Annotated in this window: 18 protein-coding genes; 8 read left to right on the top strand and 10 right to left on the bottom strand. The window is 43.1% G+C overall.

Annotated features, from left to right (window positions below):
• Window positions 1–4: 4 nt before the first annotated feature.
• Window positions 5–1,051 (bottom strand): ABC transporter permease, encoded by a 1,047-nt coding sequence (locus RWS24_RS05070; RefSeq protein ID WP_314365983.1) that lies wholly within the window; start codon window positions 1,049–1,051, stop codon window positions 5–7.
• Complete coding sequence (locus RWS24_RS05075; RefSeq protein ID WP_314365984.1) at window positions 1,048–1,779, bottom strand: ABC transporter ATP-binding protein; 732 nt, start codon at window positions 1,777–1,779, stop codon at window positions 1,048–1,050. Before RWS24_RS05075 ends, RWS24_RS05070 begins: the two co-directional genes overlap by 4 nt.
• 68 nt (window positions 1,780–1,847) lie before the next feature.
• Between RWS24_RS05075 and RWS24_RS05080 the strand changes: the two genes are divergently transcribed.
• Together RWS24_RS05080 and RWS24_RS05085 are read left to right on the top strand one after the other, a co-directional pair.
• The gene (locus RWS24_RS05080) at window positions 1,848–2,258 is read left to right on the top strand and encodes an HIT family protein (protein ID WP_002893566.1); all 411 of its coding nucleotides are present in this window, start codon (window positions 1,848–1,850) and stop codon (window positions 2,256–2,258) included.
• 9 nt (window positions 2,259–2,267) lie between these two features.
• Window positions 2,268–2,555, top strand: coding sequence for a hypothetical protein (locus RWS24_RS05085; RefSeq protein ID WP_314365985.1), 288 nt, complete (start codon window positions 2,268–2,270; stop codon window positions 2,553–2,555).
• 121 nt (window positions 2,556–2,676) lie between these two features.
• Here RWS24_RS05085 and brpA read toward each other — a convergent pair whose 3' ends face one another.
• The 5 genes from brpA to RWS24_RS05110 all read right to left on the bottom strand — a co-directional run bounded on the left by brpA (window position 2,677) and on the right by RWS24_RS05110 (window position 7,212).
• Window positions 2,677–3,915, bottom strand: coding sequence for a biofilm formation/cell division transcriptional regulator BrpA (brpA, locus tag RWS24_RS05090; RefSeq protein WP_125331967.1), 1,239 nt, complete (start codon window positions 3,913–3,915; stop codon window positions 2,677–2,679).
• A gap of 7 nt (window positions 3,916–3,922) precedes the next feature.
• Complete coding sequence (locus tag RWS24_RS05095) at window positions 3,923–4,444, bottom strand: GNAT family N-acetyltransferase (protein ID WP_314365986.1); 522 nt, start codon at window positions 4,442–4,444, stop codon at window positions 3,923–3,925.
• Window positions 4,437–4,877: a tRNA (adenosine(37)-N6)-threonylcarbamoyltransferase complex ATPase subunit type 1 TsaE gene (tsaE, locus tag RWS24_RS05100; protein ID WP_314365987.1), complete on the bottom strand. Its 441-nt coding sequence runs from the start codon at window positions 4,875–4,877 to the stop codon at window positions 4,437–4,439. Before tsaE ends, RWS24_RS05095 begins: the two co-directional genes overlap by 8 nt.
• Before the next feature lie 139 nt (window positions 4,878–5,016).
• On the bottom strand, window positions 5,017–6,438 hold the full coding sequence (locus RWS24_RS05105; protein WP_314365988.1) for an NCS2 family permease: 1,422 nt from the start codon (window positions 6,436–6,438) through the stop codon (window positions 5,017–5,019).
• Between the two features lie 144 nt (window positions 6,439–6,582).
• On the bottom strand, window positions 6,583–7,212 hold the full coding sequence (locus tag RWS24_RS05110) for a DUF1361 domain-containing protein (RefSeq protein ID WP_314365989.1): 630 nt from the start codon (window positions 7,210–7,212) through the stop codon (window positions 6,583–6,585).
• 96 nt (window positions 7,213–7,308) lie between these two features.
• Here RWS24_RS05110 and RWS24_RS05115 point away from each other — a divergent pair, with 96 nt between their 5' ends.
• From RWS24_RS05115 to RWS24_RS05140, 6 genes are all read left to right on the top strand, one after another.
• On the top strand, window positions 7,309–8,121 hold the full coding sequence (locus RWS24_RS05115; RefSeq protein ID WP_314365990.1) for a Cof-type HAD-IIB family hydrolase: 813 nt from the start codon (window positions 7,309–7,311) through the stop codon (window positions 8,119–8,121).
• Window positions 8,122–8,338: 217 nt separating this feature from the next.
• Window positions 8,339–9,358: an alcohol dehydrogenase AdhP gene (gene adhP / locus RWS24_RS05120; RefSeq protein WP_314365991.1), complete on the top strand. Its 1,020-nt coding sequence runs from the start codon at window positions 8,339–8,341 to the stop codon at window positions 9,356–9,358.
• Between the two features lie 460 nt (window positions 9,359–9,818).
• Window positions 9,819–10,814: a PTS sugar transporter subunit IIB gene (locus tag RWS24_RS05125; RefSeq protein ID WP_314365992.1), complete on the top strand. Its 996-nt coding sequence runs from the start codon at window positions 9,819–9,821 to the stop codon at window positions 10,812–10,814.
• 43 nt (window positions 10,815–10,857) lie between these two features.
• Window positions 10,858–11,664: a PTS mannose/fructose/sorbose transporter subunit IIC gene (locus tag RWS24_RS05130; RefSeq protein WP_314365993.1), complete on the top strand. Its 807-nt coding sequence runs from the start codon at window positions 10,858–10,860 to the stop codon at window positions 11,662–11,664.
• Window positions 11,665–11,682: 18 nt separating this feature from the next.
• Window positions 11,683–12,624 (top strand): PTS system mannose/fructose/sorbose family transporter subunit IID, encoded by a 942-nt coding sequence (locus tag RWS24_RS05135; RefSeq protein ID WP_002893579.1) that lies wholly within the window; start codon window positions 11,683–11,685, stop codon window positions 12,622–12,624.
• A gap of 70 nt (window positions 12,625–12,694) precedes the next feature.
• Complete coding sequence (locus RWS24_RS05140; RefSeq protein WP_004189848.1) at window positions 12,695–13,057, top strand: DUF956 family protein; 363 nt, start codon at window positions 12,695–12,697, stop codon at window positions 13,055–13,057.
• A 186-nt stretch (window positions 13,058–13,243) separates the two neighbouring features.
• Here RWS24_RS05140 and RWS24_RS05145 read toward each other — a convergent pair whose 3' ends face one another.
• The 3 genes from RWS24_RS05145 to RWS24_RS05155 are packed head-to-tail and all read right to left on the bottom strand — an operon-like array spanning window position 13,244 to window position 15,018.
• A complete protein-coding gene (locus tag RWS24_RS05145) occupies window positions 13,244–13,876 on the bottom strand; it encodes a GNAT family N-acetyltransferase (RefSeq protein WP_314365994.1) in 633 nt (210 codons plus the stop codon).
• Between the two features lie 13 nt (window positions 13,877–13,889).
• Entirely contained in the window at window positions 13,890–14,468 is a 579-nt protein-coding gene (locus RWS24_RS05150; RefSeq protein WP_111724035.1) for an NAD(P)H-dependent oxidoreductase, read from the bottom strand.
• On the bottom strand, window positions 14,461–15,018 hold the full coding sequence (locus RWS24_RS05155; RefSeq protein ID WP_314365995.1) for a TetR/AcrR family transcriptional regulator: 558 nt from the start codon (window positions 15,016–15,018) through the stop codon (window positions 14,461–14,463). Before RWS24_RS05155 ends, RWS24_RS05150 begins: the two co-directional genes overlap by 8 nt.
• Window positions 15,019–15,026: the final 8 nt, after the last annotated feature.

The raw sequence follows: 15,026 nt of genomic DNA on the forward strand, positions 1-15,026 counted from the left end.
TCTTTTAGTCAACCAATCTCCGTAACTTGAACGGCAGATAGAACAGATAGAGTAGGGCAGTCGCTCCCAGCATGGCCAGCACTGCTAACTTGTCTTGGAAAAATAGCAGAGCAGTCAGCACTTCAGCCAAGAGAACGCTGCTGCCAATAGATGTAATAATTTGTCTTGCTCCCTTCAGCTTTTCCCCTCTTTCTATCGGAAAAAGCTGGGTCAAAAACTGATAGTCAAAAGCTTCGTACAAGGCTGTCAGCTGGAAGAGCAAGAGGTAATTGAACAAGACCGCAAAAGCTGCAGCAATCCAAACTTGACTGACAAAAACCAAAGCCAAAAGAGCCAAAAAGAGCAGTCTCAAGGTCAGAGCAAAGAAGTCTCCATTTCGCAAGTAAGAGCGCAAAAAGAGATTCTGCCAGGTCTTGCTATGCTGCTTGCCCACAAGTCTCGTCAAACCATCCAGATAGGCCCGGCGCTTGACACTATTTGAAATGCCTTTAACATTTGTAAAGAGAGCAAAGAAACGGAGAATCGTCTGCTTTCGAGCAGCTTCATAAGCCACCAGAACCTGCCAATCTAGGCCATTTTCAGTAAAGAACTTCTTGGCCTTAGCCTGAAACAAGAACCATTTCAAGACTAGCATAAGGAGGCAGTAGAGCCCAAAGCCCCAAATAGGCAATCCCAAAGCCAGAAAAAGCGGAGCTAACAGTAGCAATAGCCCAGTCTGTAAGACTGCGTACAAGAGATAGGAACGTAGATTCTGAGCCTTGATAAAAGCCCTGACTTCTGCTTCTCTGACCAAGAGAAAAAGAGCATCCGGCTTTTCCAGATAGGTCGCAATCCGTCCAAAGGGTAGGATAAAGAGCGATAGAATAACCAGACTAGCAATAATAGGGAGGTGATTGGTCGGAAAATGCCGCAAAAGCTGACTGTACTGAACACCTAAAAATCCCATAAAAATCAGAAGAAAGAGCACGAAATGATCATTAAAAACATAACGCAGGTACTTCAGGCACTGCTGACGAAAATCCTGCTTTCGTTTGGCAAATAATTCTTTCATAGCGCTGCCTCTTCTGTCAGGGCTAGATAGATGTCATTCAGACTAGCATCCGGCATTTGAAATTGAGTCCGCAACTCAGTCAAGCTGCCCTTGGCCCTCACTTGACCCTTGTGCAGAATTACAAAACTATCGCACATCTTCTCGGCAGAGTCCAGGACATGGGTACTCATCAGAATCGACTTGCCCTTCTTCTTTTCCTCGTTCAAGAGCTGGATAAGGTCTGCAATAGCTACCGGATCCAGACCCAGAAAAGGCTCATCCACAATAAAAAGGCTGGGATCAACTACAAAAGCACAGATAATCATCACTTTTTGCTTCATCCCTTTTGAAAAGTGAACAGGGAACCAATCCAGTTTTTCCTTGAGCCGGAACATTTCCAGTAGCTTATCCACGCGCTCAAAGGCTGTCTCCTGCTCAATGTCGTAAGCCATAGCTACCGTCTCAATGTGCTCGCGCAGGGTCAATTCTTCGTAGAGACTAGGCGTTTCCGGAATAAAACCGATCTTCTTGCGGTAATCGCTGGGACTGGTTCGCAGCTCCAGTCCATCAATCTGAATCTGCCCCTTATAAGGGGTCAGAAGACCAATAATCTCATTGATAGTCGTGGACTTGCCCGCACCGTTGAGACCAATCAGACCAACCAGCTGGCCATTGCCCACTTCAAAGCTGACATCCTTTAAAACCGGGATATTAACATAGCCGCCCGTAAGCTCTTTGATTTCTAACATATTTTCTCCGAATTCTGGTATAATGGTTCTTATATTATAACAAAATCTAGCGAATAGAGGTACCATTTATGGCCGATTGTATTTTTTGTAAAATTATTGCCGGAGAAATCCCTTCTTCAAAAGTCTATGAAGACGAGAAAGTCCTTGCTTTTCTGGATATTTCCCAAGTAACACCAGGTCATACCTTGGTTGTCCCTAAAGAGCATTTCCGAAATGTGCTGGATATGGATGCCGACAGCACCAGTCAGCTCTTCGCTCGCGTACCTGACATTGCTCGAAAGGTCATGAAAGCCACAGGTGCAGCTGGTATGAATATCATCAACAACAACGAAGAAATTGCTGGACAGACTGTATTTCATACCCATGTGCATTTGGCACCACGCTACAGTGATGCAGATGATCTCAAAATTACTTTCGCAGCCCACGAGCCAGACTTCCCAGCTCTGGCCGAATTAGCTGAGAAGATTGCGCAAGCTTAAGGAGGGAATATGAAACTTTCAAATATTTTCCTATTTATCGGTGCCGCAGCAGCCAGCTACAAGCTAGTTGAAAACCGTCAAAAAATCCAAGAAGAAATCATTGAAACAACAGTTAGTCTAGACAAAGTAAAGGACAGTCTAGCCAATATCCAACGAAATATTGCCATCATTCAAGAGCAAAAAGAGCAAGTCAAAGACATGGCTCAAGATCTTACTTATAAATATAAAGTCCTTGAAAATCAGGCTCAAGTACAGCTCCAGCAAGTCAAAGAGATCTGGGCAAAGTACGAGTCTTGATAGAGTAAAGGTGGGTGATAGGGTAACAAAAATTCCAATCAGCCACCGCGTCAAGAGTTTTCCGCCATAACCAAAAGAGACCGAGACATTTTGTCCCGGCCTCTTTTTATATTTAACTTTTTTACTCTGTAGTCGCATTGACTACTGGCTGACTTTGTGGGGCGCTGACACTGACATCTGCCGCTGGGGCGGAGGAAGCTGCTGGAGCAACTGGAGTCGTATTCGTAGTTCCAACTGTTGTATCTGTCGTCGGATAAGAGTAATTCTCATAGCCATTATTATAAGTTGGCTGACTATAAGGAGGCACGTAGTTACTATTGCTTTCTGTACTGCTAGACGCACTGCTGCTATTGCTGCTTCTTAGACTGTTGCCGCCCATAATATCTTCATAGAGAACAGCATTGGTCTTCAGACTCTTAACTGTGTCCAAGCCCAGAGACTTGCGGATTAGATTCTGCATGCTCAGCAAATGCTCTGACGTCACCAGCTGATAGCTTCCACCGTCAGGCAAGGTCGCATCTTCTCCACGTAGCTGCTCAGACTTAATGTTCTTAAAGGCATCCTGATAGCCTAGCAGTTGGGGAATGCTTTTTGAATCAAGCGCGATATTGGTCTGCATATTGCTGCTGACAGCTTTTAAAATAGCCTGATAATGGCTGACACTGTTGAGACTGAGAACTTTTTCAACCACTTTCTTAATTACTTCACGTTGACGCTTTTGGCGGCCATAGTCACCCTCTGGATCCTGATAGCGCATGCGGGCATAGACCAGTGCCTGATCACCATTGATGGTTTGCTTGCCAGGCTCAACCTTAGCAGTATACTCAGGCTCATTATCCTCAATAGAAATTGGGAAGTCAAAGGTATTATTGACCTCAATACCACCTACTGCGTCTACTAACTGAACCAAGCCCTGCATATTGATCATCACATAGCGGTCGATGTGGATATTCATCAAGCCCTCAATAGTCGAAATGGCTAACTCTGCTCCGCCAGTTGCATAGGCTGCATTCAGCTTAGCTTCAACTGTCTGACCGTTCTCATCAATCTGAGTCAGAATATCACGTTCTAAACTCATCATGACTGTTTTCTTGGTCTTGGGATTGACACTCAGGAGAATCATGGTATCGCTGTTCCCGACCCAAGTATCCTCGCGGGATCCGCTCCCTGTATCTACACCCATCAGCAAAATGGTCATGGGCTTAGTCGCAGAAATGACATCTGTCTCATTTCCCAAGCCCTTATACGTCTTGGACAGCTCATCTGTTGACTGACCATAGATTGTCCAAGCATAAGTACCGATACCAGCTGTCGTTACGACAAGGAGGCTAAGAAACATCATTATAATCTTTTTAAACATATCTTTTTTAGTCTATCAGTTTACCCATCAGGTAAACATCAAGAAATATCCCTTCTTTTAAATAGGCTCCTCTTTTTTGTAAGCCTTCAATTTCAAATCCTAAATCTTTATAAAGGTAAACCGCTCGTTCATTTCTAACCTGAACGCTCAATTCTAAACGTCTAATATCCTGAGAATCTTCTGCCCAAGTCAGTGCCTCTTCCAGCAATATGCGTCCCAGTCCTTGATTCCAGAAAGCTTTCTTCACAACAACAAAGACTTGACCAATATGGCGAATTCGCTCATGGAAATCAGCTGTGATGCTGACAAGGCCAGCAATCTCACCATTTAAAAGCGCCAACAGATAAAGCTGATTACTAGAAGCAGCCTGATGTTCAATGAACGAAGCCATCTCCTCCTGATTCATCAAAATTCCATCTTCATCCAGCGTCATATAATCTGACTCAGACCCAACCTGATTGAGGAAGGCAATCAGCTCAGCAGCATCTGTTTTCTCTGCTTCACGCAAGCATAATTCATATTCAGTCATTCTGCAGTTCCTCAAGTAGCTCTTGGGCTCGTGTTCCTTTGGCTTCAAAAACCAATTCACGCTCGTCTTCCTTTTTCAAGAGGCTTAATTTTAAATAGTTATCAGGCAGATTTTCTCCCAACAGCTCCCCCCATTCAATGACCGTCACGCCTTCCCCGAAGAGAAAGTCATCCAAATCAATGGAGTCTGGATCGTCTCCGATGCGGTAGACATCCAGATGATAGAGTGGCAAGCGACCCTCGTATTCCCGAACAATGGTATAGGTTGGACTTTTAATCATCTGACTGATACCCAAACCTAGAGCCAGACCCTTAGTAAAGGTTGTCTTCCCTGCTCCTAAATCTCCCGTTAAAACCAGTACGTCCTTTGCTTGAAGCAATTTGCCCAGGCGCTGACCCCACTGGATTAATTCTTCTTCATTATGACTAAACATTCTCTTATTATACCAGAAAAAAATTTTTTCTGCTTAATTTTGCAAAAGAAAAATCAGCTATCGAAAGCTGATTTTTTATACCAAAAACATATCCTATACAAAGGGTACTAAAATCAAGGAAATCCAGCAATGTTTAGACCTAATTTAAAGCCAGATTTACGAAATTCAAAATAAATAGAAGATCCAAAATCCAAATCATAGAATGCACATCCTTAGTTTGACCTTTGAAGATTTTGACCAAGGTGTAGGTGATAAATCCAGCTGCTATTCCGTGAGTGATAGAATAGGCAAACCCCATAAAAATAGAAGTAAAGAAAGCTGGAATGGCCTCTGCCATATCATCCCAATGGATATTTTTCAGACTAGCCAGCATCATAATCCCAACAATAATCAGAATCGGTGCAGTTGCAGCGTTGGGAACAATGGCTAAAAGAGGGCTAAAGAAACTTGACACCGCAAAGCAAATAGCTACGACCAAGGCGGTCAGACCTGTTCGGCCGCCAGCTCCGATACCAGCTGCAGACTCCACATAAGTCGTCACGTTAGAGGTTCCAGCAATGGCTCCAATAGAGGTTCCAATGAGGTCTGCATAGAGGGCCTTATCCAGACCTTCTGATTCATGATTTTCCCCAGAAGTCGCCACAATCCCAACCTTTTCACCTGTACCAATCAAGGTACCAATGGTATCAAAAATATCTGTCAAGGAGAAAGCCAGAATAGCCATAAATGTCTGAGGCCAGCGAGCCGAATCTGCTAAGAGAGCACCCAGACCTTTCGGACCTACTGCCACCCCAAAAATCTGTCCCAATTCACTAACAGCAGTGCCAATGTTATTCTGCCCAAAGTCAATAGCTGACAAATCAACCAAGCCAACCAGAATAGCCACAACTGTCGTTACTAGGATGGATAGGATAACACCACCCTTGATATTTTTCACGATAAAGAAGATTGTGATAGCAAGACCGACTAGGGCTACGATGACAGCTGGATTGTTAAAGTCTACCAGACCGGGAGTTGCTGCCGAATTGGCCGTAATAGCCGCTGCAGCCTTATCTGCTCCCTTGCCAGCTACTGTATAATTGCCTGGATCGATTGAAAACTTGAGCAAGCCAGCATTTTTAATACCTACATAGGCCAGAAAGACCCCGATCCCTGCTGAAATAGCTGCGCGCAAGGAGCCTGGAATTGACTCAATGATCATCTTACGCACCTTGGTCAAAGTTATAATGAGCGAAATAATCCCGCAGATAAAGACCATAGCCAAGGCTTCCTGCCATGTGTAGCCCAAGGCAAAGACGACCGTAAAAGTGAAAAAGGCATTCAGACCCATGCCCGGTGCCTGCGCATAAGGCAAGTTGGCAAAGAAAGCCATCATCAAGGTACCTGCGACAGCTCCGATAATCGTAGCTAGAAAAACACCCTGCTTGGGCATGCCTGTCTGAGCCAGCATAGCCGGATTGACGAATAAAATGTAGGACATGGCAAAGAAAGTCGTCAGACCCGCCAAAACTTCTGTCCGGATATCTGTCTCTTTTTCGGTCAGTTTGAAAAATTTATCCATTTTTCAACAAATCTCCTTTTGAGTAAAATTTCTAATATCTAGTTCAATAACAAAGAAAAAAGATTGAATTCCGTTTATTTGCGAACGATAATTTAGATTATAATAAAAAACATTCACTTTTTCAAGATGAATGTCTCGCTTTTCTTATTTTTTATTATCTCTCATCAGAAATACCAAACTCATAAACTGCAAAAAAGCAAAACCAAGAATGAATGGCAGTCGATCAGGATGCAAAGTTTGCAAAAGCTTCTGTATAACCAGCTGTGGATGAAGTAATAAATCCCAGCTATTGAGGCGATCATAACGTCCTATGTAGATAGCCAGACTGGACACAGCCGACAGAGCTGCCGTCAGCAACAAGTCCAAATACCAGTTAAACTTCCAGCGTTCCTTGATGACATACCAACTCTCCATACCACAGAAAATCCCGAATAAAATACTGGAAACAAAAGCTAAAAAGAGCAGGAAAACACTTGGCTTACTCAGAACATCTGTCACCCAAGTCATATGAATCAAATCAGTAATCATATAGAAAGTGTTGGGGAAGAAAAGCAACCACGAGAGGAAAAGAAGAGGATAGATCCATTTCTGCTTCTTGAATAAAAGCGTCAAGACAGCTGCATCATAGCTAATTAAGGCCAAGGTCATATTCCAGATGAGATAGGTCGGACCGCCATTTAGAGATTGGATATAGATAAAAAAGGCAATCATCAGAAAAAGAGCATGAATCATGATCGGTTTACGCATACAAAAAGCTCCTCCTTGGTGTGTCAACAATGTGACTGATTAGAGCACCATTATAACATAAGTCGTGTTATTTACACTGAATTCTGTTATAATAGTCTGTATTATCACTGAAAAGAGACTCACATGACAAAAAAAGTAATCGCCGTGGATTTGGACGGAACCTTGCTGGACTCTAATAGCAATCTGTCTGATTTCACCAAAGAAACCATCAAAAAAATTTCCCAAAAGGGCCACAAGGTTATTATCACAACAGGCCGGCCCTACCGTATGGCTTTGAAATATTATAAAGAATTAGAGCTCAATACGCCCATGATCAACTTCAACGGCTCTTTGACTCACATTCCAGAAAAGAAATGGGATTTTGAAAAATCGCTGACGCTGGATAAATCCTTTCTGCTGGATATGGTTAAGCGCAGGGATGAGATTGAAGCGGATTTCATTGCTGGCGAATACCGCAATAAGTTCTACATCACCAATCCCAATGAAGAAATCGCTGATCCCAAGCTCTTTGGCATCGATGCTTTCAAGCCAGAAAACCAGTTTCAAGCCAACTTGGTAACGGAGAATCCTAACGCCATTCTCCTGCAGACACGAGCAGCGGACAAATATGCTCTGGCAGATGAAATGAATGCTTTTTACCAGCATGAACTTTCTATCAACTCTTGGGGCGGACCACTCAACATCCTAGAGTGTGCTCCCAAAGGGGTCAATAAGGCCTTTGCCCTTCAGTACCTACTTAATGTTCTCAATGTAGATCGTAAAAATCTGATTGCCTTTGGCGATGAGCAAAATGATACTGAGATGCTGTCCTTTGCTGGCACTGGCTATGCCATGAAAAATGCTAATGCCGCCCTGCTGCCCTACGCTGACCAGCAGTTATCTCTGACTAACGACCAAGATGGTGTCGCCCACGAGCTCAACAAACTTTTTTTATAAAAGTAGACAATTAGGCAAACTCTGTTCGAGAGTTTGTCTTTTCTTTTTTGTCTTCTATCGACCCCAATCATGCTCAAAAGCTTTAAAAATTGGATCTTATCCGCCGTATCATAGTTTTAAAGGTTACTTTCACTCATAATTGTAAGCGTCTTCCATTTGTTTGAGTTTGTGATGTAATTAACATAATCAAAAACTAAATAACAGGAGGAAACTACTTATGAAAGCAGTCGTTGTAAATCCAGAGGGAACCAATGTCCAACTCATCGAAAATAAAGAAATGCGTCCTCTTGAAACAGGGGAAGCTCTCGTTGATATCGAATACTGTGGTGTCTGCCATACTGATTTGCACGTCGCACATGGTGACTTTGGCAAGGTACCGGGTCGCGTTCTTGGGCATGAAGGTATCGGTATTGTCAAAGAAATCGCTCCAGATATAAAAAGTCTCACAGTCGGAGACCACGTCAGTGTCGCTTGGTTCTTTGAAGGCTGCGGCGCTTGTGAATACTGTACAACTGGCCGCGAAACCCTTTGCCGTACAGTAAAAAATGCTGGTTATTCCGTTGATGGTGGGATGGCAGAACAATGTATCGTAGCAGCTGACTACGCTGTCAAAGTCCCTGAAGGACTCGATCCTGCACAAGCTTCTTCTATCACTTGTGCCGGTGTAACAACCTACAAGGCTATCAAAGAAGCCCAGCTGCAACCAGGCCAATGGACAGTTATCTTTGGAGCAGGTGGATTGGGTAACCTAGCGGTTCAATATGCCAAGAAAGTCTTTAATGCCCATGTTGTCGCTGTTGATATCAACAATGATAAGCTAGCTTTGGCCAAAGAAGTCGGTGCTGATATCGTCATCAACGGCCATGAAGTTGAAGATGTCGCTGCTCTTATCCAAGAAAAAACTGGCGGTGCGCATTCTGCCGTAGTAACAGCCGTTTCTAAAGTTGCCTTCAACCAAGCTGTTGATTCTGTTCGTGCTGGCGGTCGGGTAGTTGCCGTTGGATTGCCATCTGAAATGATGGACCTCAGCATTGTCAAAACTGTTCTAGATGGTATCCAAGTCATCGGTTCCCTCGTTGGTACTCGCAAGGACTTGGAAGAAGCCTTCCAGTTTGGCGCTGAAGGATTAGTGGTTCCTATCGTTCAAAAGCGTCCTGTTTCAGATGCTGTGGATGTCTTTGACGAAATGGAAGCGGGTACCATTCAGGGGCGTATGGTACTTGACTTCACACACTAATGCTTTAAAGCATGTCAGTCCCAACATTTACCAAACTCTTGGAAACGTATGATGGACAGACTTGATATTATTTAGAAACTTTTGCCATTATAGAGGGAGACTAAAGACATAAGATGCGATTTTCTGTCTTTGGTCCTCCTCTTTCTTTTTTGATAAATAAACACTTTCTCAAACAAAATTCTCTTCTGTCATTTCAAAAGTCTCTTTCATATTATTTCAATCTTTTTCATATATTAATCTATTGTATTTTCTATTTTCCTAATTTATTAAAACATTTCTATAGCTAAGGTTTGCTTATACCTATATTTATCAGGGTTTCGGCAAATACTGACATTTTTGAAAGAAAAAGTTGTTTTTAGGAACAAACGCTTGCATTTTTCATGAAAACGTTTTATAATAAACTTGCCTTAAAGTTTTCTTAAAACTTAAGTCAAACATTTTATAAGGAGGAATGTCAATAATGAGTATCGGAATCATTATTGCTAGCCACGGTGAATTTGCTGCTGGTATTCATCAATCAGGTTCTATGATTTTCGGTGAGCAGGAAAAAGTACAAGTTGTAACTTTCATGCCCAACGAAGGACCAGATGATCTCTATGCAAAGTTCAATGACGCTGTGGCTTCGTTTGATGCGGACGATGAAGTGTTGGTCTTGGCTGACCTTTGGAGTGGCTCTCCATTCAACCAAGCTAGCCGTGTCATGGGTGAAAATCCAGACCGCAAGTTCGCTATCATTACAGGCTTGAACCTGCCTATGCTGATTCAAGCTTATACAGAAAGGATGATGGATGCCAACGCCGGCGTTGAAGCTGTTGTTGCTAACATCATCAAAGAAGCCAAGGAAGGAGTCAAAGCTCTGCCTGAAGAGCTGAATCCTGCTGCTGAAGAAGCAAATGCTCCTGCTGCAGCTGCTCCAGTTGCCCAAGCAGCAATCCCTGAAGGGACTGTAATCGGTGACGGCAAGCTCAAAATCAACCTTGCCCGGATCGACACACGCTTGCTGCACGGTCAGGTAGCAACAGCTTGGACTCCAGATTCAAAAGCAGACCGTATTATCGTTGCTTCTGACTCAGTAGCTCAAGACGAACTTCGTAAAGAATTGATTAAGCAAGCTGCACCAGGTAATGTCAAAGCTAATGTTGTCCCAATCGACAAATTGATTGCTGTTTCAAAAGACCCTCGCTTTGGTAACACTCATGCCTTGATTCTGTTTGAAACTCCTCAAGATGCCCTCCGCGCTGTTGAAGGCGGTGTGCCAATCAAGACCCTTAATGTCGGTTCAATGGCTCACTCTACTGGTAAGACCATGGTCAACAATGTACTGTCCATGGACAAGGAGGATGTAGCCACTTACGAAAAACTCCGTGATTTGGGTGTTGAATTTGACGTACGGAAGGTTCCAAACGATTCTAAGAAGGATTTGTTTGACTTGATTAATAAAGCAAATGTACAGTAAGATCAACTATCTCACTCTCATTTTTTACGAAAGGATTTAGAATATGTCTATTATTTCTATGGTTTTAGTAGTCTTAGTTGCCTTCCTAGCTGGGCTTGAAGGTATCTTGGACCAATTCCAATTCCATCAACCGCTTGTTGCTTGTACCTTGATTGGACTGGTAACTGGTAATTTGGCAGCCGGTGTTATGCTTGGTGGCTCTCTCCAGCTGATCGCTCTTGGCTGGGCTAATATCGGAGCTGCTGTAGCACCTGATGCTGCCCTCGCTTCTGTTGCCGCTGCCATCATCATGGTACTGGGTGGAGACTTCTCAAGCAAAGGAATCGCTGTAGCACAAGGTGTTGCTATTCCACTTGCTGTTGCTGGTCTCTTCTTGACTATGATTGTCCGTACTTTGTCAGTCGGTTTGGTTCACGGTGCAGATGCTGCTGCGAAAAAAGGAGACATTAAAGGCGTTGAACGCGCTCACTTTATCGCTCTCTTCATGCAAGGAGCACGTATTGCTATCCCGGCAGCACTTCTTTTGATGATTCCAGCTGAGTCTGTTAAATCTGCTCTTGAAGCTATGCCAGCTTGGCTATCAGAAGGTATGCAAATTGGTGGTGGTATGGTCGTAGCCGTTGGTTATGCTATGGTTATCAACATGATGGCAACTCGTGAAGTATGGCCATTCTTCGCTATTGGTTTTGCTTTGGCTGCTGTCAGCGAACTCACTCTGATTGCCCTTGGTGCAATTGGTGTCGCTATTGCCCTCATCTACCTTGCCTTGTCTAAAAAAGGCGGAAATGGTGGCGGTGGAGCAACAGCTTCATCTAACGATCCAATCGGCGACATCCTAGAAGACTACTAAGAAAGGAGACACACTATCATGACAGAATTAAATACTGTAAAACCTGATGAGTCAGGAAAATTGACTCTTTCAAAGGCTGACCGTCAAAAAGTTTGGTGGCGTTCTACTTTCTTGCAAGGCTCTTGGAACTACGAACGTATGCAAAACTTGGGCTGGGCTTATTCACTGATTCCAGCTATTAAGAAGCTTTATACTAAAAAAGAAGATCAAGCTGCTGCTCTTGAGCGTCACTTGGAATTCTTCAACACTCACCCGTATGTTGCAGCTCCAATCATCGGAGTTACACTTGCGCTTGAAGAAGAAAAAGCAAATGGTGCAGCAATTGACGATGCGGCTATCCAAGGGGTTAAAATCGGTATGATGGGACCTCTGGCTGGTATCGGAGACCCTGTCTTCTGGTTCACAGTTCGTCCTATACTTGGAGCACTTGGGGCATCTCTTGCTTTGACTGGAAATATCATTGGTCCACTTATCTTCTTTTTAGCTTGGAATGCTATCCGGATGGCTTTCCTCTGGTACACACAAGAATTGGGCTACAAGGCTGGTTCTGAAATCACTAAGGACATGTCTGGTGGTATCCTCCAAGACATTACCAAAGGTGCTTCAATTCTAGGTATGTTTATCTTGGCTGTTCTGGTTGAACGTTGGGTATCTATTAAGTTTGTCTTTAACGTTTCATCTGTTAAGCTAGATGATAAAGCATATATCCATTGGGACAAATTGTCTAGTGGCTATAAGGGTATCCAAGAAGCCTTTGCTCAAGTAGGTCAAGGACTATCTCAAACCCCTGAAAAAGTTACAACTTTCCAACAAAACTTGGATTCCTTGATTCCTGGTTTAATGGGACTACTTCTAACTTTCGCTTGTATGTGGTTGCTTAAGAAGAAAGTATCCCCTATCACTATCATCATCGCCCTCTTTGTAGTTGGTGTACTAGCTCACGTTGCTGGTTTGATGTAATCAAAAAGAAGGTTTCGGCCTTCTTTTTATTGTGGTATAATAGCTATATTATTTAAAAGGGAGTTACTCTATGGCACAGTCACAAAACAAAACAGTTGAGTTTAATACTACTGGCGTATCCTATCTTGGATTAGGCGGAAAGGTTGGGAAATTTTTAATCGGCGAGACTGCTCTGGAGTTTTACGCTGATGCCAATGTAGAAGATTATATCCAGCTGCCTTGGATTAGCATCACTGCTATCGGCGCCAATGTTTCTGGCAAGAAAGTCAGCCGCCACTTTGAAATCTGGACTGACAAAGGAAAGTTTCTCTTTGCCTCCAAAGACTCTGGTAAGATACTCAAAATTGCGCGGGAGCATATCGGCAACGACAAGGTTGTTAGATTGCCGACTCTGTTACAGAAAATTGCTGAAATCTTTAAGAAGAAAAAATAGGGTTGAAAAAGTTTCAACCTTATTTTTTATATTTTCGACTAAGATACAAGCTGCTTGTATCAGCAAGATGGAGCTAGCACAAAAAATTGGAAAGTGAAACAATCTGAGAATGCGCTATTTCAGCCCCTTGAAATGATAGGGTGGGCTAAGCTAACATTATCAATGCAAGACCGCATCATTAGATTTTTAAAAAGTATAAACATCAGCTAAATTTTTCTCGAAAGTCCATGTCTTGACACCTTCAACATCACGGACATCTAGTTGTTTAAATCCGTTCTTTTTGTAAAAACGACAGTTGCTTTCTGTATGAGTAATCAAAGTAAGCCGCTGGCATTTCTCTTCTTTGGCAAGTAGCTCAAGTCCCTTTGATATAAAAAGACCGCCAACTCCCTGTCCTTGATAATCAGGCAGCACACCCAGCAGTTCAAGATATAGAGTTGAAACACCCCTTTTCTTAGCTTCTTTACTCCCCTCCCCAAAGACTTTTTGAAAGGCTAAAAGTTGGGGAATATATTGCCACATCCTCCATGCTCCTGCCCGCAAAAAGGAAAGTATACCGACAGGATGGCTACCGAGCTTATGAATAGTAGCGACCGCCATAAGACGCCCGTCCACTTCAGCAAGTAGGCAAATATGATGACGCATCGCCGCCTTAACCATAACTGCATGCAATCTATTTAGAAAATCAATATAAGACCGGCTGCTGCCAAAGAGAGGACGGAATTTTTCTCTGTAGACCTCATGCTCAGCAAAAGCAGCAGTTAAAACCGAGACCGCAGCAGCAAGATCCCTTTCATCTGCTCTTCTAAAATGAATCATAATAGCTACCTCTTCAAATCTTTTCTGCTAGTTTTTCTAAGAAAGCCTGCCGTTTTTCGGCTGTAGACTGAGAAATATTCCCGAAATTCAACCAACGGCGCTGTCTAGCACCGATAGACTTAAAGGTATGGCCCAACATGGCTTTCTTGACGACATCACCACAGAAATACTTAAGATAGAAAGTCGGTGCTGCTGAAGTAGTAATAGCCAATACCTCTTTAATATTGGTCAAACGACCAACTAACTGGCGAGTTTTCGTCTCCTCGTAAATCTTATTTTTCAAAAAGACCTTATCTTCAAAGCCCTTGACAATAGCTGGCATATCCGCCCACCAGATAGGAAAAATCATGATAAGGCGGTCACAGGACGCAAGAGCTTCCTGATATTTTAAAACCAGCGGGTCTAGTGCCTGCCCTTTATTAAAAAGCGCTAGCTCTTCCTTGGTATAGACTGGATTAAAACCATCCTCATAGAGATCGATCAGTTCATAGGTCTGACCTTTCTTCTCCAACAAGTCCTGAACCTGCTCTAAAATAGCATGGTTAAAGCTTTTATCATAGGGATGTGCATAAACAATGAGATTTTTAATCATGTTTGTAACCTCCTAGTAAATCATTGAACATTGAGCGATAGACTTCCTCATCAAAAGGCTCCAAACCTTTGGCAATAAAATGGCCATAGCCTGTGATGAAGGTATCCAGCTTGAGCAAGAGAATCTTTTTCTCTTGCTCACTCTCCATAGGCAGCCTATCCAGATAAGCCACCGTCTTGTTCCCGATTTCCAGAAGCTCACCTTTCCGGTAAGCCTCTATCGCCACAGGACTGAAAAAGAGAAAATCCATCATCCGACTGTTGGTCTCATATTCCGATAAAAGAAAGATTCCTATCTGCCAAATGCAATCCAAAGGATCAGATACTCCGTCAAGATACTGCTCCTCTAAACGTCTAAGCTGGCTCTGGTTTTCCAAAAGACAGACCTGATAGTAAAGATCCTCCTTGTTTTCAAAAGCCTTGTAAAAAGCACCAGTCGTAACCCCCAGCAAAGATGCCAGTTTCCTCAGGGGGATATTCTGATAACCATATTCTCTGATAAGCTGGCTTACCTTCTCAATCATACGGTCGCGCGTTGTTTGTTTTACCATAAGAACTC

The sequence above is a fragment of the uncultured Streptococcus sp. genome, from assembly GCF_963528215.1.
Classification (GTDB): Bacteria; Bacillota; Bacilli; order Lactobacillales; family Streptococcaceae; genus Streptococcus.